The 22,645-nt window shown below is 33.4% G+C and carries 18 protein-coding genes; 10 read left to right on the forward strand and 8 right to left on the reverse strand.

The window, feature by feature from the left end; all coding sequences use genetic code 11:
• Window positions 1-75: 75 nt before the first annotated feature.
• Window positions 76-891, forward strand: coding sequence for a M48 family metallopeptidase (locus ACNQGD_RS05920; RefSeq protein WP_417998648.1), 816 nt, complete (start codon window positions 76-78; stop codon window positions 889-891).
• Window positions 892-1,090: 199 nt separating this feature from the next.
• Window positions 1,091-2,416: an MFS transporter gene (locus ACNQGD_RS05925; RefSeq protein ID WP_417998649.1), complete on the forward strand. Its 1,326-nt coding sequence runs from the start codon at window positions 1,091-1,093 to the stop codon at window positions 2,414-2,416.
• Window positions 2,417-2,445: 29 nt separating this feature from the next.
• Here ACNQGD_RS05925 and ACNQGD_RS05930 read toward each other — a convergent pair whose 3' ends face one another.
• From ACNQGD_RS05930 to ACNQGD_RS05945, 4 genes are read right to left on the reverse strand one after another with little or no spacing between them, the layout of a single operon-like run.
• Complete coding sequence (locus ACNQGD_RS05930; protein ID WP_417998650.1) at window positions 2,446-3,180, reverse strand: head GIN domain-containing protein; 735 nt, start codon at window positions 3,178-3,180, stop codon at window positions 2,446-2,448.
• A 16-nt stretch (window positions 3,181-3,196) separates the two neighbouring features.
• A complete protein-coding gene (locus tag ACNQGD_RS05935; protein WP_417998651.1) occupies window positions 3,197-4,261 on the reverse strand; it encodes a hypothetical protein in 1,065 nt (354 codons plus the stop codon).
• Window positions 4,245-4,781, reverse strand: coding sequence for an anti-sigma factor (locus tag ACNQGD_RS05940; RefSeq protein WP_417998652.1), 537 nt, complete (start codon window positions 4,779-4,781; stop codon window positions 4,245-4,247). Before ACNQGD_RS05940 ends, ACNQGD_RS05935 begins: the two co-directional genes overlap by 17 nt.
• Window positions 4,778-5,332, reverse strand: coding sequence for an RNA polymerase sigma factor (locus ACNQGD_RS05945; RefSeq protein WP_417998653.1), 555 nt, complete (start codon window positions 5,330-5,332; stop codon window positions 4,778-4,780). Before ACNQGD_RS05945 ends, ACNQGD_RS05940 begins: the two co-directional genes overlap by 4 nt.
• Window positions 5,333-5,640: 308 nt before the next feature.
• On the opposite strand from ACNQGD_RS05945, the gene lon reads away from it, so the two are divergent.
• The 6 genes from lon (at window position 5,641) to ACNQGD_RS05975 (ending at window position 14,385) form a co-directional block, all read left to right on the forward strand.
• Window positions 5,641-8,094 (forward strand): endopeptidase La, encoded by a 2,454-nt coding sequence (gene lon, locus ACNQGD_RS05950; protein ID WP_417998654.1) that lies wholly within the window; start codon window positions 5,641-5,643, stop codon window positions 8,092-8,094.
• A gap of 165 nt (window positions 8,095-8,259) precedes the next feature.
• Window positions 8,260-9,282, forward strand: coding sequence for a type IX secretion system protein PorQ (porQ, locus tag ACNQGD_RS05955; protein ID WP_417998655.1), 1,023 nt, complete (start codon window positions 8,260-8,262; stop codon window positions 9,280-9,282).
• A 57-nt stretch (window positions 9,283-9,339) separates the two neighbouring features.
• Entirely contained in the window at window positions 9,340-10,032 is a 693-nt protein-coding gene (cmk, locus tag ACNQGD_RS05960) for a (d)CMP kinase (RefSeq protein WP_417998656.1), read from the forward strand.
• 75 nt (window positions 10,033-10,107) lie between these two features.
• Window positions 10,108-11,364 carry a nucleoside permease gene (locus ACNQGD_RS05965; RefSeq protein ID WP_417993523.1) on the forward strand — a complete coding sequence of 419 codons (1,257 nt, stop codon included), beginning with the start codon at window positions 10,108-10,110 and terminating at the stop codon, window positions 11,362-11,364.
• Between the two features lie 360 nt (window positions 11,365-11,724).
• Complete coding sequence (gene rpsA, locus ACNQGD_RS05970) at window positions 11,725-13,506, forward strand: 30S ribosomal protein S1 (RefSeq protein WP_417993520.1); 1,782 nt, start codon at window positions 11,725-11,727, stop codon at window positions 13,504-13,506.
• Window positions 13,507-13,830: 324 nt separating this feature from the next.
• A complete protein-coding gene (locus tag ACNQGD_RS05975) occupies window positions 13,831-14,385 on the forward strand; it encodes a fasciclin domain-containing protein (protein ID WP_417996378.1) in 555 nt (184 codons plus the stop codon).
• 123 nt (window positions 14,386-14,508) lie between these two features.
• On the opposite strand, the gene pheT is transcribed toward ACNQGD_RS05975, so the two are convergent.
• Window positions 14,509-16,929 (reverse strand): phenylalanine--tRNA ligase subunit beta, encoded by a 2,421-nt coding sequence (gene pheT / locus ACNQGD_RS05980; RefSeq protein WP_417998657.1) that lies wholly within the window; start codon window positions 16,927-16,929, stop codon window positions 14,509-14,511.
• Window positions 16,930-17,224: 295 nt separating this feature from the next.
• Between pheT and ACNQGD_RS05985 the strand changes: the two genes are divergently transcribed.
• A complete protein-coding gene (locus ACNQGD_RS05985; RefSeq protein ID WP_417998658.1) occupies window positions 17,225-18,730 on the forward strand; it encodes an aldehyde dehydrogenase family protein in 1,506 nt (501 codons plus the stop codon).
• A 251-nt stretch (window positions 18,731-18,981) separates the two neighbouring features.
• On the forward strand, window positions 18,982-19,356 hold the full coding sequence (locus ACNQGD_RS05990) for a DUF779 domain-containing protein (protein WP_417998659.1): 375 nt from the start codon (window positions 18,982-18,984) through the stop codon (window positions 19,354-19,356).
• A gap of 1 nt (window position 19,357) precedes the next feature.
• Here the strand turns inward: ACNQGD_RS05990 and ACNQGD_RS05995 are convergent, their stop codons facing one another.
• The 3 genes from ACNQGD_RS05995 to ACNQGD_RS06005 form a co-directional block, all read right to left on the reverse strand.
• Window positions 19,358-20,284 carry an AraC family transcriptional regulator gene (locus ACNQGD_RS05995; protein ID WP_417993515.1) on the reverse strand — a complete coding sequence of 309 codons (927 nt, stop codon included), beginning with the start codon at window positions 20,282-20,284 and terminating at the stop codon, window positions 19,358-19,360.
• 73 nt (window positions 20,285-20,357) lie between these two features.
• On the reverse strand, window positions 20,358-21,221 hold the full coding sequence (locus ACNQGD_RS06000; RefSeq protein ID WP_417993514.1) for a bestrophin family protein: 864 nt from the start codon (window positions 21,219-21,221) through the stop codon (window positions 20,358-20,360).
• 28 nt (window positions 21,222-21,249) lie between these two features.
• Window positions 21,250-22,563 carry a TolC family protein gene (locus ACNQGD_RS06005; RefSeq protein WP_417998660.1) on the reverse strand — a complete coding sequence of 438 codons (1,314 nt, stop codon included), beginning with the start codon at window positions 22,561-22,563 and terminating at the stop codon, window positions 21,250-21,252.
• Window positions 22,564-22,645 lie beyond the last annotated feature (82 nt).

Genomic DNA, 22,645 nt, shown 5'->3' on the forward strand with positions numbered 1-22,645 from the left:
ACTTTTACATTTAATTATGTAAATTTAAGTGTTTATAATAATTGTATTTTTGTTTAACATTTAAAATCTAAAATTATGAAAAAGCATTTATTAGTAGGGATTTTTGCAGTAGGATTGGTCTATTCCTGCGCTACTAATCCACTAACAGGAAAAAAAAGTCTAAATTTTGTTTCTAATAGCGAGTTGTTTCCGACGTCTTTTCAACAATATGGTACTTTTTTAAAGGAGAATAAAGTGATTACCGGAACTGCAGATGCTAGAAAAGTGGAAGCAGTTGGCATGCGAATTAAAGCAGCAGCAGAAAAATATTTAACTTATTTAGGACAAACACAGTATTTGAATGATTATCGTTGGGAATACAAATTAATTGATAATAAAGAGGTGAATGCTTGGTGTATGCCTGGTGGAAAAATTGTTGTCTATTCCGGAATTTTGCCAATCACTAAAGATGATGCTGGTTTAGCAACTGTAATGGGACATGAAGTTTCACACGCATTAGCTAATCATGGTGCGCAAAGGATGAGTGCAGCTCAGTTGCAACAATTAGGAGCTGTAGGAGTTGCTGTTGCTACAGGAGGTAAAAGTGAAGAGAATCAACAAATCTGGCAACAAGCTTATGGTGTAACAACTCAGTATGGTGCTATGCTACCTTTTAGCAGAGGACATGAAACCGAAGCAGATAAAATAGGACTTACTTTAATGGCAATTGCTGGATATAATCCGGATGAATCTATTGTGTTCTGGCAAAGAATGGCGGCACAATCTTCAGGACAGGCGCCACCAGAATTTTTAAGTACACACCCCTCTGATGCTACAAGAATTGCAAATTTAAGAGCATTAATCCCAGAAGCAAAAGCCTTAGCGGCTAAAGTTGGAGTTATTTATAGATAGTGACTTATTATTATTATTATTATTATTATAAAATATTTAAACAGGCTGTCCTTAAAAGGGATAGCCTATTTTTTTTGAATATAAGTTATAATGATTGTGGTTCCCAACATTCATTAATGATTTGTTAATGTATAAATTATTTACTTTTTATATTGTTCTTAACAAAAAATAAATAAATTCGTATCATAAAAAAATAAACATGGCAGATTTACAAAAAGGGAGTGAAAAATTATTAAACGCTTGGGCTTTTTATGATTGGGCAAATTCAGTTTATACGCTTACCATTGCATCTGCAGTATTTCCAATTTTTTATGAAGCTTTATTTTCGGAGCGAGATCATTACATTGATGTTTTTGGTTTACATCTCAAAAATTCAGCTTTAATAAGCTTTGTTACCGCTTTTGCATTTTTATTGATAGCTTTTATTTCGCCTTTATTATCTGGTATTGCTGATTATGTGGGGAATAAAAAATCATTTATGAAATTCTTTTGTTATCTGGGAGCACTTTCATGTATGGGATTATATTGGTTCAATCTTGAAAATATATACCTTGGATTGGCATTTTATTTTCTAGGTTTGATAGGATATTGGGGTAGTTTGGTCTTTTATAATTCCTATTTACCGGACATAGCTTATGTGGAGCAACAGGATAAAATTAGCGCCAAGGGGTATTCATTTGGCTATATCGGAAGTGTTATTTTATTGATTATCAATTTAGCGATGATCATGAAACCAAAATTTTTTGGAATCACCGGAACAGATGGAGAAGCTGCCATGAAAGCTATGCGATATTCATTTGTTATGGTAGGAGTTTGGTGGATATTATTCAGTCAGTACACGTATTATTATTTACCAAAAGGTAATAAAAATGCTGATCGTAAAGTATCTCAACATGTTGTCTTTAATGGGTTTAAAGAGTTAAAAAAAGTTTGGATTTTATTGAACGAGAATATTGCATTAAAACGATATTTAGCAAGTTTTTTTGTTTCAAGTATGGCCGTACAAACGGTGATGTTAGTCGCCACTTATTTTGGAGCACAAGAAATTGCTTGGTCATCTAAAGCTGAAAGTACAACAGGTTTAATTATTTGTATTTTGATAATACAATTAGTTGCGGTTGTGGGTGCAGTTCTAACTTCAAGAGCCTCAGAAAAATTTGGAAACATACTAACTTTAATTGTGATTAACTCTATTTGGGTAGTATTTTGTGCACTTGCATTTTTTATTACTTTACCCATACATTTTTATGTTATGGCTGGTATAGCTGGGCTAGTAATGGGCGGAATTCAAGCTTTATCACGCTCAACGTATTCTAAATTATTGCCGGAGACTCAAGACACAGCTTCTTTTTTTAGTTTTTATGATGTTGCTGAAAAAATCGGAATTGTTATTGGAATGATGGTATATGGAGTTATTGATCAAATCACCGGAAGTCCAAGATTAGCAATTGTTTTTCTCGGCGTATTCTTTGTTGTGGCGGTTCTATTATTAAAAAGAGTACCAAAAAAAGGTGTTTTAAATTAATAAAACACCATACTTATTTTTTCTAAAAATTAAGCTCTCGATATAGCTCCTGATCCATTCACTTTCGTGTCTTTTTTCTTTGGATCTCCAATGTATTCAATATCTCCTGAACCAGAAATTCTGGCATGAAGGCTTTCGCTGCAGAAAACTTTACTGTCTCCAGAACCAGAAACGGTGACCTTTACGTTTTTAGCTTTCAATTTAGCGGCATCAATATCACCGGAACCATTTAAATCACTATTGAAATTCTCCGTTTTCCCGGTTAGAACCATATTTCCAGAACCACTTAAATTAACATCAAAGTCATTTGTTTCAACATCTAATTGCATATCACCCGAACCGATTAATTTAGCTGAAAATGATTTCGTTTTAATGCTATTTTTAGTCATTACATCACCTGAACCTGTCAAAGAAACTTGATTAATGCTTTCGAAAGGGACAATTATGATAATTTGACTTCCTTTGCTGGTACTGATGTATTTGTTCTTTTCAGTAGAAATTTTTAATACTTGATCAACAACTTCAACTTTAATATAAGGCAATAAATTTTCTTCACCTTTTATAGTAATGTTTCCTTCTTTTCCCGAAACTAATTCGACATCCAAAAAACCTGTTATTGCAATTCCATCATAAGAAGCTGTTGTTCTTTTTTCAGAAATTACTTTGCCATTTCCTTTTATTTTTTGATTGGATGACCATTGAGCATAACTCATTGTCGTTAGTAATAGGGAACAACTAACAAATAATTTGATTAAATTTATCATAAATAAAGCTTTAAGATTATTCTTTTTTTACTAGTATTACATTTCCGTAATCTGAAATTATAGAGACATTGTTGATTCCTTTTTTCTTATAAAAACCACTGTATTTTTTCAAGTTTTGTGAGTCTTCTTTAGAATTTATTTCTAATTCATTGTCATATTTAAAATGGGCATATTTTACAGTTACATTAAAATCAAAAGCATAATTAGCATCAAATCCAATGTTTAATCCGGTGTAACCCGCCGCAATAGTTACAGTATTGGCTTTTGCATTTATAGTTCCAATAGTTACATTACTGTATTTTGTGGACAGTTTTAAATTATTGGATAATTCACCCACTTTGAGTGTTAGATAATTTCCGGTTGCATCTAATGATTTTATAGTCTGAATTTTAATATTTCCGTATTTACTGATGTATTTAACGATATCGCTTTCTTGAATATCTACATCAGTATAATCAGAAGTTAAATCGAGTTTTGTGACTTCTCCAATTTTTAAATTCGAATACTTTGCCGTAATGACTGCATTTTTTAAAAACGAAATACTCGAGTTAGAGCAATATTCTACTTGAATATCACTAGAGTTTCCGGATAATCTGCCCAATGCTATTTTGCCGTATTTACATTTAATTTCTGCTTCAGAGAACAAGTCTGATGTAGTAATATTTCCGTATTTATTATAAAGTTTTACACTTCCATTTTTTGGGATTTTGAGCGTGTAATTAATCTCAAAACTATTGTTTTTGCCATTACCCTTATAACTGGAGTTTCCCAAAATGGTTTTTGCAGTAATCATCCCTTTCAGTGCAATTATATCAACATCAATATCATTGATGCGCTGATTGACCCAATTTTCGTTGTCACCACTCACTTTTATGACAATATCCAATTCGGTTTTATCTTGGTCCCAAGTCGTTACTGAAATATTCCCGTATGAGTTATCGATATAAAGACCCGCATCAGAATTGACGAAATAAGCTTTTTTAATTTTTTTTTGTTTGGTATGGATATAATCAGGATCATTGGAAAATCCTAAAAGTGGAATTAAAACGAATAATAAGAGTAGTTTAAATTGTTTTTTCATCAGAAATATTTTTTAATTTTTCATTAGTTTCAAGGTGTAATAGTACATTTTGCAGAAAAGAAATTCGTGTTTGAAGATTGCTGATCATTGCATAAATAATTTGCTTACTTTCTCCATTTGTTTCTAATTCCTTAATTATTTTTTCATAATCACTATCTAATGTTCTCATTTGCTTGAGTGCATCGGAAATTATTTTTTCATTTTCAGGTGATTTTTTTTCTTTTATTTTTTCTAATTCATTTTCAATTAAAACAGTAAAAATGGAATCTGTTTGTTTGGTTTCTCTTGATGCAAATCGCAACTCTTCTGTTTTTTTAGGAGTATCGTTAAATATTGAAAGCCCTAACATAACTGCGATAGAAGCGGCGATTCCAATAGAAATGAAACGTTTCCAATTCGATTTTTTGGATTTTAATTTTTTTACAAATCGTTTCTTGTGATTGCTTTCAATAGTTTCGATGTCCCATTGATTTTCAAATTTGTCAAATAATTTGTTCAGGTTTTTATTTTCCTTTTTCATATTTTCTCTAGTTTTTTTCTTAAACAATCTTTGGCTCTGCTCAGTGTAGTTCTGCAATTGGCATAACTGATATTTAGGATTTCGCTGATTTCTTCTTGGTCATACCCTTCGATAAAAAAAAGAGTCAAAACCATTCTGTAATTGTATTTCAGGGAGTTGATGACCTCTAGAATTTGTTTTACTTTTAACTCATTGAAATCTGTAATTTCAGATAAAGCGGATTCCTTTTCTTCAATTTTATAAAGTGTAGCATCAAAGTCTTCTTGTTTGAATTGATTGTTTTTTTTGTAGAAATCGATACTACAGTTCACCACAATTCTTTTTAACCAAGCGCCAAAAGCAACTTCTTGTTTATAGTCGTTTATTTTAGTGAATGCTTTTAAAAAACCTTCCTGCATTACATCTTCAGCAAAATGGGCATCTTTTACAATCCGAAAGGACACATTATACATCGCTTTAACATAGCGATTGTAAACCTCACACTGTGCTTTTTGATTTTTTTGCTGGCAAAGCAAGATTAATTCTTCGATATTATAGTTGGTTAGACTCAAACAGCTGATTTTAGTTTGTTATAAGGACTCTGTGTTTTTACGTTTGTTACACTTTTATAAAATTAAACTATATTTTTTCTTTTGATCTGTTCGAAATTATTTTTTTTGGCTATGGTTTTTGGGGTCTAAAATGTCTCTTTCTAAAGAGAAATAGGATAAATATATTATATTTTGGCACAGAGATTGACTCTTTTACCGTTAATGAGATAATGAGGATTAAAGATAGATTTTATATAAAAAGACTACTTTGAAACCTTATATTTGCTTAAACAATGAAATTTTTAATGACAAAAAGACTTAAATAATATATGTCAAATCATAAAATACTTACTATTGACAATCTGTCACTTCAAGAATTTGATTCAGAAGCAGATTTAATTCCCCTTTTGACTCCCGAGGACGAGGAGGAAATGAACAATGAGGCTTTACCGGAATTATTGGCTATTTTACCTCTGCGAAATATGGTTTTATTTCCTGGAGTTGTGATACCAATTACTGCAGGTCGTGATAAATCAATAAAATTGATAAATGACGCGAATGCTGCTGGTAAAATTATAGGAGTTGTTGCTCAAGTAAATGAGGAAGATGAAGATCCAACTAAAGATGATATTCATAAAATAGGTACTGTAGCCCGTATTTTGCGTGTACTAAAAATGCCTGATGGCAATATCACAGTAATTCTTCAAGGAAAAAAACGATTCGAAATTGATTCAGTTGTTTCTGAAACGCCATATATTACCGCAAAAATTAAGGAAGTTCCTGAAAAAAGACCTAAGAAAAACGATACTGAATTTGTGGCAATTCTAGATTCAATCAAAGAATTAGCGATTCAGATTATTAAAGAGAGTCCAAATATTCCTAGCGAAGCAACCTTTGCTATTAAAAATATTGAGAGCCAATCGTTTCTTGTTAATTTTGTTACTTCAAACATGAATCTATCTGTTAAAGAAAAACAAGATTTACTTGCTATTAATGGTTTGAAAGAAAGAGCTTTAGAGACGCTTCGGTATATGAATGTGGAGTTGCAAAAACTCGAATTGAAAAATGATATTCAATCTAAAGTTCGTTTTGATTTAGACCAACAACAACGCGAATATTTTCTTCATCAACAAATGAAAACCATTCAAGAAGAGTTGGGTGGAGTTTCTCAGGAAGAGGAAATGGACGAAATGTTGCAGAAGTCTTTGACTAAAAAATGGGATGAAAAAACAAAAAAACATTTCGATAAAGAATTATCTAAAATGCGACGCATGAATCCGCAAGCGCCAGATTTTGGAATTCAAAGAAACTATTTAGAGTTGTTTTTAGAATTGCCTTGGAGTGAATACTCTAAAGATAATTTCGATTTAAAGAGAGCACAAAAAATTCTTGACAGAGACCATTTTGGTCTTGAAGACGTTAAAAAAAGAATGATAGAACATTTAGCGGTTTTAAAACTGCGAAATGATATGAAATCCCCAATTATTTGTTTGACAGGACCTCCAGGAGTTGGAAAAACCTCCATTGGACGTTCTATTGCAGAAGCTTTGGGTAGAAAATATGTTAGAATTTCTCTTGGTGGTTTACGTGATGAAGCGGAAATCCGCGGACACAGAAAAACGTATATTGGTGCCATGCCCGGAAGAATTATTCAAAGTTTGAAAAAGGCCGGAACTTCAAATCCTGTTTTTGTTTTGGATGAAATCGATAAATTGTCAAATAGTAATCAAGGAGATCCTTCATCAGCATTACTGGAAGTTTTAGATCCGGAACAGAACAATTCTTTTTATGATAATTTCCTTGAAATGGGATATGATTTGTCTAAAGTGATGTTTATTGCGACGTCAAATAATATGGCTGCCATTCAACCTGCCTTGAAAGACAGAATGGAAATCATCAAAATGTCAGGTTACACGATTGAGGAAAAAGTAGAAATTGCGCGTCAGCATTTGTTTCCAAGACAATTGAAAGAACATGGTTTGACTACCAAAGATTTGACTATTGGAAAAAAACAATTAGAGAAAATCGTCGAAGGATATACCCGTGAATCGGGAGTTCGTGGTTTAGAGGCTAAGATTGCTCAAGTGATTCGTAATGCGGCTAAATCTGTTGCGATGGAAGAAGAATACAACAAAAAAGTAACAGACGCAGACATCATAAAAACATTGGGTGTCCCAAGATTAGAGAGAGACAAATACGAGAACAATGATGTTGCCGGTGTGGTAACTGGCTTGGCTTGGACCTCTGTTGGTGGTGACATTTTGTTTATAGAATCATTGCTTTCTCCAGGAAAAGGGACCATGACTATTACCGGAAATTTAGGCACGGTAATGAAAGAATCGGCCACTATTGCTTTAGAATATATCAAGGCAAATGCGGAATTTTTAGGATTGGATTCAGAGGTGCTTTCTAAATATAATATTCACTTGCACGTTCCGGAAGGTGCTACTCCAAAAGACGGTCCAAGTGCCGGAATTGCGATGTTGACGTCATTAGTTTCGTTGTTTACACAAAAACGAGTGAAGAAAAACTTGGCCATGACAGGAGAAATTACCTTGCGTGGAAAGGTTTTGCCGGTAGGTGGAATCAAAGAAAAAATTCTGGCAGCCAAGAGAGCGAATATCAAAGAAATTATTCTGTGTCACGAAAACAAAAGTGATATTGATGAAATAAAACCAGAATACTTGGAAGGACTTTCTTTTCATTATGTGAAGGAAATGAGCGAAGTATTGAAATATGCTTTGACGGATCAGAAAGTGAAAAATGCCAAGGATTTAAAATAAAAAATTAATTCCAAATTTTAAAATTCCAAATTCTAAAACCTGATTTTTAGTGGGTAGAATTTGGAATTTTTATTTGTAATTATAAGTTTCAAAGTTGCAATTTATTTTATTTATAATTTTATCTTCGCCTTTGCGTTTTACCATTCGTAAACTGCACTATAAAGCATGCTCAAAAAACTTTTATTATATTCGTTTCTTTTAGTTTTTGCTGTGTCTTACAGTCAAATAGGAGGTAAATATACGTATCAGTTTTTGAATTTGGTCACTTCGCCAAGACAAGCCGCGTTAGGAGGAAAAGTAATTACGATTTATGATGATGATGTCAATCAGGCCCATTTTAATCCAGCAACTATAAATGCTGAAATGGACAACCATTTGGCTTTGAATTATGGAAGTTATTTCAAGGAAGTGACTTACGGAACGGCTTCGTACGCGTATACATACGACCGACATTTACAAACCTTTCAGGCTGGAGTAAATTATGTAAACTATGGTAATTTTGAAGGTTACGATGAAAATGGTCAGCCAACTTCAGAATTTACCGGAAGCGAAATTGCCCTTTCTTTTGGGTATGCCTATAACATTCCCTATACCAATATCCATATAGGTGCCAGTGCCAAATTAATTTCTTCTACCTTAGAAAGTTATAATTCTTTAGGTGGTGCAATTGATATTGGAGCACTTTTTATAGATGAAAAAAATGATGTAAATTGGGGTTTAGCTATTCGAAATATCGGGACTCAATTTTCTACCTATAATGGTACTAATGAAAAGCTACCACTCGAAATCATTGCGGGCGTTTCTCAAGAATTAGAAAATGTGCCTATTCGTTGGCATCTTACTTTGGAGAATATGCAGCAGTGGAATATTACTTTTTCAAATCCGGTCAGAGCAGAATCATCGTTTGACGGCACGGAAACCCAAGAAAAAGTATCATTTGTAAATAATGCGTTTCGACATGTAATAGTAGGAGTGGAGCTTTTTCCAAAAAAAGCATTTAATTTGCGTGTGGGATATAATTTTAGAAGAGCAGAGGAATTACGCCTTCAGGAACAACGTAATTTTTCGGGAGTTTCATTAGGTTTTGGACTTAAGTTGAATAAGCTGAAATTTAATTATTCGTATTCCAGATATACATTAGCAGGAAATACAAGCCTTTTTGGGTTAACCATTAACTTTCAAGAATGATTTTTTCATTTGAATCTAATGGCAGAACAATTTGATTAATTATTAAAATATTATACTTTGAAAAAAATTACTATAGCAATTGACGGGTTTTCATCTACAGGGAAAAGTACATTGGCCAAACAGCTCGCAAATCATTTAGGATATATTTATGTTGATACCGGAGCAATGTATCGTGCCGTAACTTTATTTGCTATGCAAAAGGGTTACATAAATGCTGATTTTTTTGATAAACAAACATTAATTAATAGTCTTCCAAATATAAAATTGCAATTTAAATTTAGTGCTGATTTGGGTTTTGCCGAAATGTACTTGAATGAAGTAAACGTTGAAACAGCAATCAGAACGATTGAAGTTTCCAATTTTGTTAGTAAAGTAGCTGAAGTTTCTGAAGTTCGTGCTAAATTAGTCGAGCAGCAAAAAGAAATGGGAAAAGACAAGGCAATAGTAATGGACGGAAGAGATATTGGTACCGTAGTTTTTCCGGATGCCGAACTTAAAATTTTCATGACTGCAAGCGCAACTACAAGAGCCCAAAGACGTTACGACGAATTGATTAAAAAAGGGGATGCTGTGACATTTGATGAAGTTTTAGCAAATGTAGAAGAGCGCGATTTTATTGATACACACCGTAAGGATTCCCCTTTGGTCATGGCTGAGGATGCTATAGAAATAGATAATTCGCATTTGGATCGTGAGGAGCAATTCGAGCTGGTATTGGAATTCGTTAATGTCATTACTAAAACGCTGTAATTATTTGCAAATCTCATTTTTAATAGTAGATTTACGCCTTGTTAATTTTTCAAAAAATAAAAAACAATTCATCTCATGGGAATTAAAAATAGATTGGTATTAATGAACTTCCTTCAATTTTTTATTTGGGGTTCTTGGTTACTTACTATTGGTGCGTATTGGTTTAATAACAAGCATTGGTCTGGAACCGAGTTTGGGATTATCTTTTCTACAATGGGGATTTCTTCGGTTTTTATGCCCGCTTTAACAGGAATTATTTCAGATCGATTTATAAATGCGGAAAAATTATATGGTTTACTTCATTTTTTTGGTGCTGTAGCTTTGTTTTATTTACCGCAAGTCGATAATCCTACCACTTTTTTCTGGGTAATGCTAGTGAATATGTTTTTCTACATGCCAACGATTTCCTTGTCAATAACGGTTGCATACAATGCATTAATTGCAAAAGATATGGATGTCGTAAAAGATTATCCGCCTATTAGAATCTGGGGAACGATCGGTTTTATTGCGGCACTTTGGGTGGTTAGTTTAACGCATAATGAAACTTCTGCAAATCAGTTTTATATTGCAGGTGTGGTTTCTTTACTATTAGGCGCCTATGCCTTTACACTTCCTAAATGTCCTCCAATGTGCAAGGGAGAGAAAAGTACTTCTTTTACACAAGCTTTGGGATTGAATGCTTTTGAATTGTTTAAACAACGAAAATTTGCTATTTTCTTTATCTTTTCTATGTTATTGGGTGCTGCTTTACAATTGACTAATGCGTATGGAGATACCTATATTCATGATTTTGGTACAGTTGATGCTTATAAAGATACTATTGCTGTTAGATATCCTGCAATAATCATGTCGATTTCACAAGTTTCAGAAACACTGTTTATATTGGCTATTCCTTTTTTCTTGAGAAAATTTGGTATTAAATACGTGATGTTGTTTAGTATGCTGGCTTGGGTTTTGCGTTTTGGATTGTTTGCTTTTGGAAATCCGTCAGATGGTCTTTGGATGATTATTATGTCTTGCATTGTTTATGGAATGGCGTTTGACTTTTTTAATATCTCGGGTTCTTTGTTTGTGGAAACACAAACGGATTCAAAAATTAGAGGAAGTGCGCAAGGTCTGTTTATGATGATGGTGAATGGTTTTGGCGCCTTGATTGGTAGTTTTGCGAGTGGTTATATTATTCAAAAATATTTTACTATGGCTGATGGAAGTAAAGACTGGTTTTATATCTGGATCACTTTTGCTTCCTATGCTTTAGTACTTGCCATCATTTTTCCTTTTGTTTTTAAAGATAAATTTGGACCAAAAGTATTAGGAGAAATTAAGCATTAAATCCTTTTCTTATAGATGTAACCCGATAGCTTTAAGAGTTATCGGGTTTTTTATTGCTTAAAACCCCCAAACGTCATAACTAGCCCCGATTGCAGTGGAAATCCTCCCGATTTTTTTCGGGAGATTGCAACGAAAAGCGGGAGTAGCAGTTCATAAAAACCAAAAAACGTCCTGCTCCTGATTATCAAACAATTATCGCAGCAGAATTATTTTGCAGTTTAAGATAAATGTGTTACTTTTGCAGTCCTTTTGGTGAATAAGAGTTTCCTTTAGGGTTCAACTAATTATACAAACAACTTCTGTTGTTTTCTAGCACATTAAGAAACTCGAGAGAATACAGAATACAAATTTTTAATCAGCATGTCTGAACAAGTAAAATCACAAGAAGAGTTTTTAGCAAATTTTAACTGGCACAATTTCGAAGAAGGTATTGATGCTGTTGATGAGAAAAACTTATTAGAATTCGAAGAACTAGTTTCAAAAACATTTATCGCTACTGATCAAGAAGAAGTGGTGGATGGTACAGTTGTTAGAATTACAGATAGAGACGTTATCGTTGATATCAACGCAAAATCGGAAGGTGTTATTTCATTGAACGAATTCCGTTACAACCCAGCATTAAAAGTAGGTGATACTGTTGAAGTATTAATTGACATCCGTGAGGACAAAACTGGTCAATTAGTATTATCTCACAGAAAAGCACGTACTATCAAATCATGGGATAGAGTTATTTCGGCTAACGAAACAGGAGAAATCGTTAATGGTTTTGTAAAATGCAGAACTAAAGGTGGTATGATCGTTGACGTTTTCGGAATTGAAGCTTTCTTACCAGGATCTCAAATTGATGTTAAACCAATTAGAGACTACGATGTATATGTAAACAAAATGATGGAATTCAAAGTGGTAAAAATTAACCACGAATTCAAAAATGTTGTTGTTTCTCATAAAGCGCTTATTGAAGCGGATATCGAAATCCAGAAAAAAGAAATCATCGGTCAATTACAAAAAGGACAAGTATTAGAAGGTGTTGTTAAAAACATTACTTCTTATGGTGTCTTTATTGACTTAGGTGGAGTTGATGGATTGATTCACATTACTGACCTTTCTTGGTCAAGAATCAACCACCCATCTGAAGTTCTTGAATTAGACCAAAAATTAAATGTTGTAATCCTTGATTTCGATGACGAAAAAACAAGAATTCAATTAGGATTGAAACAATTAAATGCTCACCCTTGGGATGCTCTTGATGCTAAATTGGCAATTGGAGACAAAGTAAAAGGTAAAGTAGTTGTAATCGCTGATTACGGTGCATTTATCGAAGTTGCTGAAGGTGTGGAAGGTTTAATCCACGTTTCTGAAATGTCTTGGTCTACTCATTTACGTTCTGCTCAAGATTTCGTAAAAGTAGGAGATATTGTTGAAGCTGTTATCTTAACATTAGACAGAGATGACCGTAAAATGTCATTAGGTATCAAGCAATTGTCTCAAGATCCTTGGACTGATATCACTTCTAAATATCCTGTAGGTTCTAAACATTCAGGAATCGTTAGAAACTTTACAAACTTTGGAATTTTCGTAGAATTAGAAGAAGGAATTGATGGATTAATTTACATCTCTGACTTATCTTGGACTAAGAAAATCAAACATCCATCTGAATTTGTAAACGTTGGTGAAAAACTTGACGTAGTAGTATTAGAATTAGATGTTGACGGACGTAAATTATCTTTAGGTCACAAACAAACTACTGCTAATCCTTGGGATCAATATGAAGATTCTTTCGCAGTTGGAACTATCCACACAGGTGAAATTTCTGAAATCGTTGACAAAGGAGCTACTGTAGAATTCGGAGATGATATCGTTGCTTTCATTCCTACTCGTCACCTTGAAAAAGAAGACGGTAAGAAATTGAAAAAAGGAGAATCAGCTGATTTCAAAGTAATCGAATTCAACAAAGAATTCAAAAGAGTAGTTGCATCTCACACTGCTATCTTCCGTGAAGAAGAAGAGAAAAATGTGAAAACAGCTACTGAAAACACTTCTACTTCAAACTCATCTACAAATGCACCAGCTGCAACTTTAGGGGATAACAATGATGTATTAGCAGCCTTGAAAGCTAAAATGGAAAAGTCAGAGAAAAAATAATTTCTTAAAACTTTTTGAATATAGAAAGCTCCGCAATTTGTGGAGTTTTTTTTGTGCTTTATTTTTTTAGGAGCAGAACATTTTAATTTACTATCCACAATCTTCCCGCTGTATGCAGTATCTTTTTATTGTGCAGAAGACCTATTCAAAAATTAACTTTTCGTAACACAATATAAAGGATACTTGCTGCCATCGGGGCTAATTAGAACTAAAGTCTATTTCATCTCATTCAAAAAAATTAAACTTTAAAAATAATTTCATTTTTTAAAACCAAACGCAATTAAACACCGTAAATGAAATTATATAACTTAAAAAATAGATTTTATGAAAACTAAAAAAATTTTATCGATTGCATTATTTGCATTAGTATTTGGAGCAACTTCTTTCGCGCAAAAAACTGTTATGGTTGGTGGAGCTGCGATGTATCCAACTAAAAATATTATTGAAAATGCCGTAAACTCTAAAGATCATACTACATTAGTTGCCGCTGTAAAAGCAGCAGGTTTAGTTGAAACTTTGCAAAGTAAAGGTCCATTCACCGTTTTTGCCCCAACAAATGCAGCGTTTGATAAATTACCAAAAGGTACAGTTGAAACATTATTGAAACCTGAAAATTTAAAAATGTTGCAAACAATTCTTACCTACCATGTAGTAGCAGGAAAAATGAATGCTTCTGATATAGCAAAAGCTATTAAAATGGGAAAAGGGAAAGCTACTTTAAAAACGGTTAGTGGTGGAACTTTGACAGCATGGATGAAAGGAAAAAATTTATACATTACAGATGAGAATATGAATAATGCTAAAGTAACAATTGCCGATGTGAACCAATCAAACGGTGTGATTCACGTGATTGATGCTGTTGTATTGCCTAAAAAATAATTTTAGATTAAAGGTTGATATTTTGTTAGTCTTAAGAGCTCTGCAACTTGCAGGGCTTTTTTGTATAAAAAAATCCCAATTCTAAAAATAGAATTGGGATTTTATATTTTGTTAAAAAAGCAATTATCGTAAGCTGGCTCCAAGTTCAGTTTCAAAATTATTTTGCAACTTGCTCATAATTTTATCAATTTGTGTATCGGTCAAGGTTTTAGAACTGTCTTGAATAGTAAAACTTAATGCGTATGATTTTTTGCCTTCAGGAAGATTTTTTCCTTCATACACATCAAATAAATTAATGTCTTTTAAAAGTGTTTTCTCTGTTTGGCGCGCAATATTGTAAATGCTGTCATACGTTATGTTTTGATCAATTAGCAACGCCAAATCCCTACGAACTTCCGGGTATTTAGGAATCTCACTGTATTTAATCTTGGTAGAAATCAATTTTAAAATTAAAGCCCAGTTAAAATCTGCAAAAAAGACTTCTTGTTTGATTCCAAAATGTTTTAATACTGATTTTTTAACTACTCCTAATTCTACTACTATTTCGGTTCCAACGCTAATAGCAATCCCCTCAGAAAACACATCCGAAGTTACTGGTACGTTTTGTGTTTTTTGAATGCCTAATCTAGAAAGAATTCCATTTACATATCCTTTAAACAAAAAGAAATCAGATGGTTTTTGTGTATTAGTCCAATTTTCTTGATTTCTATTTCCGGAAAGAAATAAAGTCAAATGCTTTTTCTCTTCGTAACCGGCAAGATAGTTATGGTATGTTTTTCCAAATTCAAATAATTTCAAATCAGCATTTTTACGATTGATATTGTAAGAGATTGCTTCTAGTCCTGAAAACAACAAAGATTGACGCATTGTGGCTAAATCAGCACTTAACGGATTCAACATTGTTACGTTGTTTGCCGGATTCAAAACTTCTGAAAGGTCAACATAAGATGCAGTTGTCAATGAATTTGCCATCATTTCATTAAATCCTTGAGAATTTAACTGCGTAGCAATTACATTTTGTATTTTGTAGTCTTCGTTTCTTGGAGAATTAGAAACCGTGGCATTTAGTTTTTTAGAAAAATTAATGTTGTTGTATCCATATACTCTCAATATTTCTTCAATAACATCTATTTCTCTCTGAACATCAACACGGTAGCATGGAATAGTTAATCCTAATCCTGCATCAGAAACGCTGTTTACCTTGATGTCTAATGAAACTAATATTTTCTTAATAGTGTCTTTCGGTAATTCCTGTCCAATAATTTTAGCCACTTTGCTGAAGTTTAAAAACACAGAAAAATCTTCAATTTTCTTTGGATAAACATTAATTACATCCGATGTTATTTCTCCGCCGGCTACTTCTTGAATCAATAAAGCAGCACGTTTCAAAGCATATTCTGTAATAGTTGGGTCAATTCCTCTTTCAAAACGGAAAGAAGCATCGGTATTCAATTGATGTCTTTTGGCAGTTTTACGAATGCTTACCGGATTGAAATAAGCACTTTCTAAAAATATAGAATTGGTGCTTTCCGAAACGCCGGATTTTTTTCCACCAAAAACTCCTGCAATACACAAAGGTCCTTTTTCGTCACAAATCATTAAATCTTCTTCGTGTAAGGTTCTTTCAATATCGTCAAGAGTAGTAAATTTTGTTCCCGCAGGAAGCGTTTGAACTACTATTTTACCGTTAATTTTTGAAGCATCAAAGGCGTGAAGCGGCTGACCTAATTCATGTAAAACGTAATTAGTGACATCGACAATATTGTTTTTTGGATTTAATCCAATCGCTTTCAATCTATTTTGCAACCAAGCTGGTGATGGTTTTACTTCGATACCAGAAATTGTCACTCCGCAATATCTGGGAGCAAGTTTAGGTTCTTTTACATCAATATCAATTTTCAAAGTTCTTTTATCCACTCTGAAATTACTCACTGAAGGTGTTATCAACTCAACATTAACGCCACTTTGTAACATTCCGGCTCTCAAATCACGTGCAGTCCCTAAATGGCTCATGGCATCGGCACGATTGGGTGTTAATCCAATTTCGAATACTTCGTCATTTTCAATTTTGAAAACAGTCGCTGCAGGAGTTCCCGGTACTAATGCATCATCTAATATCATAATTCCGTCATGGCTTTCACCAAGACCTAATTCATCTTCGGCACAAATCATTCCGTGACTTTCCTGTCCGCGTATTTTTCCTTTTTTGATCGAAAAAGCAACCCCTGCCGCATCGTATAATGTAGTTCCAATTGTGGCGACTGGCACTTTTTGTCCCGCAGCAACATTGCTGGCACCGCAAACAATCTGAACAGGAACGCCATCTCCTAAATCTACGGTCGTTATCTTTAATCTGTCGGCATCCGGATGTTGTATGCAGGTAAGAACATGCCCCACAACAATGCCTTCTAATCCACCTTTTACGGATTGGTATTTATCAACAATTTCTACTTCCAGACCTAAATCAGTTAGTAATGCTGCTGTTTCTTCGGATTTCCAGTCTATTTTAATGAATTGTTTTAACCAGTTGTAAGATATTTTCATCTGTCAATTTTAATGAGATTACTTCGTCAGTTCGACCTTGGGTCTCTGGTGCAAATATAAGGATTGCAGTTTGGAGTAAGAAACAATTTTTTTGGTTTTTTATAACTGATTTAGTGTATCATATAAGTATTTAAAATATGAATTCAATAGTATTAGTTATAAATAAACATGAATTAAATAATAAATTTAAGTTAAAAAAATAGATATGAAAATTTAATGCTATTAGTTGAATGAATTGTGCTATTCTAAGAATAAGGATGAAGGTATATTTGATAAAATATAAAAAGAGAACGACATGGATAACGTGGTAAAAAGACCTGATTTTAAGGCAACATATGACAATTATATAGGGGGTAAATTTGTTGCGCCAATTAGTGGGCAATATTTTGATGTTGTTTCGCCGATAGACGGAAAAGTATTTACAAAAGCCGCACATTCAACTAAAGCAGATTTAGATTTGGCAGTAGATGCTGCTCATGAAGCTTTCCAGACATGGGGGAAAACATCTGTTACGGAACGCAGTAACTTATTGAATAAAATTGCTCAGGTTATGGAAGATAACCTTGAATATCTTGCTACTGTTGAGACCATTGACAATGGAAAAGCCATTCGGGAGAGTTTAGCTGCCGATATGCCTTTGGCAATTGATCACTTCAGATATTTTGCAGGTGTAATTCGCGCTGAGGAAAGTTCCATAGCTGAACTGGATTCGCAAACTGTTTCTATAGCTTTAAGCGAACCTTTGGGAGTAATTGCCCAAATTATTCCTTGGAATTTCCCAATTTTAATGGCTGTTTGGAAATTAGCGCCTGCATTAGCAGCAGGAAATACAGTCGTTTTAAAACCCGCGGAAAGTACACCAATCTCCATTATGGTTTTGATGGAATTGATTGGCGATATTTTGCCTCCGGGAGTAATAAATATTGTTAATGGTTTTGGTGCTGAACTTGGAAGAGCTTTGGTAACCAATAAAAAAGTGTCGAAAGCAGCTTTTACAGGTTCTACAACAACTGGTCGTTTAGTAATGCAATACGCTACCGAAAATATTATTCCGGTTACTTTAGAGCTTGGAGGAAAATCTCCAAATATCTTCATGAAGTCCGTTGGGGATGCTGATGATGATTTCTTTGATAAAGCAATTGAAGGTGCCGTTATGTTTGCTTTAAATAACGGTGAAATTTGTACTTGTCCGTCCAGATTATTAGTGCATGAAGATATTTATGATAAATTCATAGCGCGAGTAATTGAAAGAACTGCAGCCATAAAACTAGGAAATCCTTTAGACAGAAGTACTATGATGGGAGCACAAGCTTCTTTAGTTCAAAAAGAAAAAATCCTGACTTATATCAAATTAGGGAAAGAAGAAGGGGCAGAACTTTTGATTGGTGGTGAAGAAAATAAATTAGACGGAGATCTTGAAGGAGGTTATTATATCAAACCAACACTTTTCAAAGGGCATAATAAAATGCGTATTTTTCAAGAAGAGATTTTTGGACCGGTTTTAGCAGTTACCACTTTCAAAACTACTGAAGAAGCTATTGCTATTGCAAATGATACAATGTATGGTTTGGGAGCTGGACTCTGGACACGTGATGCACACGAAATTTATCAGGTTCCAAGAGCGATTCAAGCAGGCCGTGTTTGGATTAATCAGTACCATTCTTATCCTGCGGGAGCTCCTTTCGGAGGTTATAAACAATCAGGTATTGGTCGTGAAAACCACAAAATGATGCTTGGACACTACCGTCAGACAAAAAATATGCTGATTTCTTATGATAAAAAGAAATTAGGTTTCTTTTAGTTAATTACTAATTATTGGTTAGTGATAAACCTGACAGATTGTATAATTTGTCAGGTTTTATTTTAAATAAATTATACCAACCGTTACTACGACTAATTAGATTTTTTTATTTAGAAATTTTTTTTTCTTTGAACCATTAAGAAATTAAGGTTCATTAAGGCTAAAAACTTAACTTTCTTAATTTCTTAATGGTTAAGAAGTATAATAAATTTTAGCCTCACTTAGCGGACAATCTATTAAATAAACATACAATGACAAGAAGAATCGATGCCACAGAAAAAGCAATAGAATTAATTCAAATATTGCAGGAAAAACACGGTGATTTGATGTTTTATCAAGCAGGAGGTTGTTGTGAAGGAACACAGCCACAATGTTTTGAAAAAGGCGGTTTTTACCAACGAATGGGAGATGTTTGTATCGGAATAATCGAAAACACGGAATTCTGGGTCGATAAGGATTTATTCGAATATTGGAAGCATGCACATTTTACTTTGGATGTAATTGATGCGTTTGGAGTAGGAGGATTTTCTTTAGAAACACCATTAAAGAAAACATTCCGAATTGAATACCGGATTTTCACATCAGAAGAAGAGCAATCGCTAGAGCCAGTAAAATATATTGAATAATCTAGTTTACTACATATAACAATTGATACTGCTTTGGCGTAATTCCTTCGTGTTTTTTAAACAACCGTATAAAGTAATTACAATTTTCAAATCCTGATAAATACCCAACCTCATTAATTTGTATCGAAGGATTTTTTAGTAATTGTTTGGCACACTTCATTTTTTCGCTAATCACAAATTCTATAGGGCTCATCCCTAATTCTCTTTTGAAAAAACGATATAAAGAAGTCGTACTCATGCATGCTTTTTCACTTAAATGTTTCATGCTTATATTTTCCTTCAAATTCAATCGGATGAATTCTACGACTTGTGTAATCGGATTTTTTGGATCGGCAAATAAACCATCGTCTATTGCTTTTGCAGTTTGTGTCTGAATAATTCGAATTAATAATTCCTGCAAAGTCAAATCGGCCAAAGCATCTTTAGTAATTGACGTGCTCATGCATTCTTTGATCAATTTATTAATTGTCGTTGCCAATTCCACATTGTTATAAAAGAAATAATTTTGGTAATTCAATTGCCAGAATTGGTCTTTTCCTTCTTTTGGGTAGCGTTCGTTTAAAAACTGTAAAGTATCGGTAATTTTAGTTTGGTCTATCGCCAAAGCCAAACACTGTGTCGGATTATTTTTTGAAGCTTCGGGAAAATCGATTTTCATTTCTACATTCGAGGGAATGACAACAGTTTCACCCGGTAAATAGACAAAACTTGGGTCGTCAAAAAGATGCATTATTTTTTTGCCACGCAACATACTAGTTACCAAAAAATCATTAAACTTCAAAGGAACTAATGCCGAAGATTCATAGGTTTCAAATAGGTTTAGTTCACAATGGTTTAAAGAGTAAACCGTTCTGTTTTCAACTAATGTTTTTAACGATTTCTCGTTTGATAAATGGGGTGGATTTATAAAAGCGCGGGTATTATTCATAGTTTTAAACTTTAAAAAGACAAAGCTTAAATTTAATAAAAATAACTAGAACCAGAACACTGTTTAACAAAATTTAAATTATTTCTTCCACATGTTTTTTGATGTTCTCCGCAATTTTATGTGTAGGTAAATCATTTTCATCGCTTCCAAAAGGATCTTCAATTTCCTCAGCAATTAATTCTAAACTCGCCAAAACATAAAAAATAAATACTACAACTGGAACTACATAATAACCCAAACTGAAAGAATATCCAAAAGGCAATGTCATCACATAAAAAAAGATGAATTTTTTAAGAAAGGCACTGTAGGAGTAGGGAATAGGAGTGTTTTTGATTCGTTCGCAAACACCACAAATATCAGTAAATGATTTTACTTCCTCGTTTAATATAATTAGTTGATCGCCAGTTATTTTTTTGGAGTCGTATAAATCATTAATCTTATGAAATAACATTTTAGCAACTTGATTGGGCTTGTGTTTGTGATGATCAATTTCTAAATCAACATCTTCAAACAATTGTTTGCTGGTATCCTCATCGTTCAAATGTTTATGCAAAATGGAAGCATAACCGGGAATCATTTTTCGAAAGTACTTCCTGTCTTTTTCATCATGCAAAATAGCCGATAATTTAATGGCTAAATTACGGCTGTTATTTACTAAAGCACCCCACATTTTACGACCTTCCCACCAACGATCATAAGCAGTATTGGTTCTAAAAACCAGCAATAATGAAATTACGAAACCAAGCATTCCGTGCATGATCGTAATATTTTTCACATAACTATCGTCCGCTAATTTCAAATATTCGACTTCTAAATAACCGATAATTCCGGAATACAATCCAATAGCGAACATTATTGGCATTAATGTTCTAAAAGTGTCCGCTTTGTGAAAACGAAAAATAAATGTGAACCAGTCTTTTGTATTATATGAAACCATTTAAGATACTTTTTTTAACAAAAGTAAATTAAAAATTAAGATTACCTGCTAATTCTCGAAGCGCAATTTCAGATAATTTTCCTTGAAATTGAGCATTTGTGTAACGTACTTTGGCATTCACATAATTCAATTGTGCGGTTCTGAATTCTAAAGTAGTGATAGTCCCAATTCTGAATTTGTCTAAAGTAATATTTAGATTTTGTTTGGCAATCGACTCGTTTTTTTCCTCTAAAGCAATCAATTCTAAATTAGTCAAATACGTTTGATAGGAAGTAGCCAATTGTGAGTTCAAAGCTAAATTTTGCTGATCTATATTTAACTTCGAATTTTCAATTTGAATCTTGGCTATTTTTTCATTTCGATTTTGTGAAAAACCATCAAATATGTTCAACGAAGCACTAAAACCATAATTAAAACCTCTGGATTGCGATTGTGTCACAAATCCAAGACTAGATTGGCTCTCAGAGAAATTATAGGCGGTATTCACTCGAACGGTAGGATAACGTGCTGCTTTAATTTGCTTTAATTCTAATTCGGCAACTCTTTTATTGATGATCTGGGCTTCTAATTGCGGATTTTGCTTTTCGGCTAAGGCTCTTAGTTCTGGAAGTAACAATAATGCATCCACTTCAAGCTGATCAATTACTTTGAAATCAGTGGTAACATCTCTGGCTAATAGTTGATTTAATAAAATTTTACTGTTGGCGTACAATTCTTTTTGTCTTAATGATGCAACCTGATCGGTATTTAAATCTACTTGGGCATTCAAAACCTCTAATTTTGATGCTTTTCCAATGGTAAATCTATTTTGTGCCAAAGTCAATCGCTGATTCGAAATAACAATGGTCGTATCCAAAGCAACTAATTGCTGTTGTTGCTGAACCAAATCATAATAGGCAGCATTCACGTCACTGATTCTGGTGATGACAGTTAACTTTAATTGTGCTTCACCTAATTTTTGTAATTCTTTCAATTGATCCAGTCTGGCAAACATTCGGAATCCGTCAAAAACAGTCCAATCTAATCCAACGCCATACGTTAAACTATTGTTTTTGGCATTGTCTAATTCGGTTTCTGTTCCGTCCTGACGTGTTTGGGAACTGTTTTGAATACTGTTATTATCCACAACACTAGCAGTTACGGTTGGCAACATTCCAGCATTTCCAATCGCTGTATTTGTTTGTTGTATCGTTAAATTATTGGTGGCAATTTTTATTTCGTAATTGTTTTCTAATGCTATTTTTACAGCACTTTCCAATGTTAAAACTTCTTGAGCATTGGTTTTTACAATACAAAGTAGGACTAGTATAAAGCTTTTAAATAGTATTTTAGTATGTGTCATAATTATATTTTTTAGCCACGAATCAACGAATTTTATATGAAATCCGCATGCATCAATTTAATCCGCGGCATCAGCGTTCCAT

The sequence above is a fragment of the Flavobacterium glucosi genome, from assembly GCF_048286535.1.
GTDB lineage: Bacteria > Bacteroidota > Bacteroidia > Flavobacteriales > Flavobacteriaceae > Flavobacterium.

Bases quoted from the DNA above. Each gene is read 5' to 3' on its own strand.
- ACNQGD_RS05920 (WP_417998648.1), top strand. From the start codon at position 76: ATGAAAAAGCATTTATTAGTAGGGATTTTTGCAGTAGGATTGGTCTAT.
- ACNQGD_RS05930 (WP_417998650.1), bottom strand. From the start codon at position 3,180: ATGATAAATTTAATCAAATTATTTGTTAGTTGTTCCCTATTACTAACG.
- ACNQGD_RS06000 (WP_417993514.1), bottom strand. From the start codon at position 21,221: ATGGTTTCATATAATACAAAAGACTGGTTCACATTTATTTTTCGTTTT.
- ACNQGD_RS05925 (WP_417998649.1), top strand. From the start codon at position 1,091: ATGGCAGATTTACAAAAAGGGAGTGAAAAATTATTAAACGCTTGGGCT.
- ACNQGD_RS05985 (WP_417998658.1), top strand. From the start codon at position 17,225: ATGGATAACGTGGTAAAAAGACCTGATTTTAAGGCAACATATGACAAT.
- pheT (WP_417998657.1), bottom strand. From the start codon at position 16,929: ATGAAAATATCTTACAACTGGTTAAAACAATTCATTAAAATAGACTGG.
- rpsA (WP_417993520.1), top strand. From the start codon at position 11,725: ATGTCTGAACAAGTAAAATCACAAGAAGAGTTTTTAGCAAATTTTAAC.
- ACNQGD_RS05975 (WP_417996378.1), top strand. From the start codon at position 13,831: ATGAAAACTAAAAAAATTTTATCGATTGCATTATTTGCATTAGTATTT.
- porQ (WP_417998655.1), top strand. From the start codon at position 8,260: ATGCTCAAAAAACTTTTATTATATTCGTTTCTTTTAGTTTTTGCTGTG.
- lon (WP_417998654.1), top strand. From the start codon at position 5,641: ATGTCAAATCATAAAATACTTACTATTGACAATCTGTCACTTCAAGAA.
- ACNQGD_RS05995 (WP_417993515.1), bottom strand. From the start codon at position 20,284: ATGAATAATACCCGCGCTTTTATAAATCCACCCCATTTATCAAACGAG.
- ACNQGD_RS05935 (WP_417998651.1), bottom strand. From the start codon at position 4,261: ATGAAAAAACAATTTAAACTACTCTTATTATTCGTTTTAATTCCACTT.
- ACNQGD_RS05940 (WP_417998652.1), bottom strand. From the start codon at position 4,781: ATGAAAAAGGAAAATAAAAACCTGAACAAATTATTTGACAAATTTGAA.
- ACNQGD_RS05990 (WP_417998659.1), top strand. From the start codon at position 18,982: ATGACAAGAAGAATCGATGCCACAGAAAAAGCAATAGAATTAATTCAA.
- ACNQGD_RS06005 (WP_417998660.1), bottom strand. From the start codon at position 22,563: ATGACACATACTAAAATACTATTTAAAAGCTTTATACTAGTCCTACTT.
- ACNQGD_RS05965 (WP_417993523.1), top strand. From the start codon at position 10,108: ATGGGAATTAAAAATAGATTGGTATTAATGAACTTCCTTCAATTTTTT.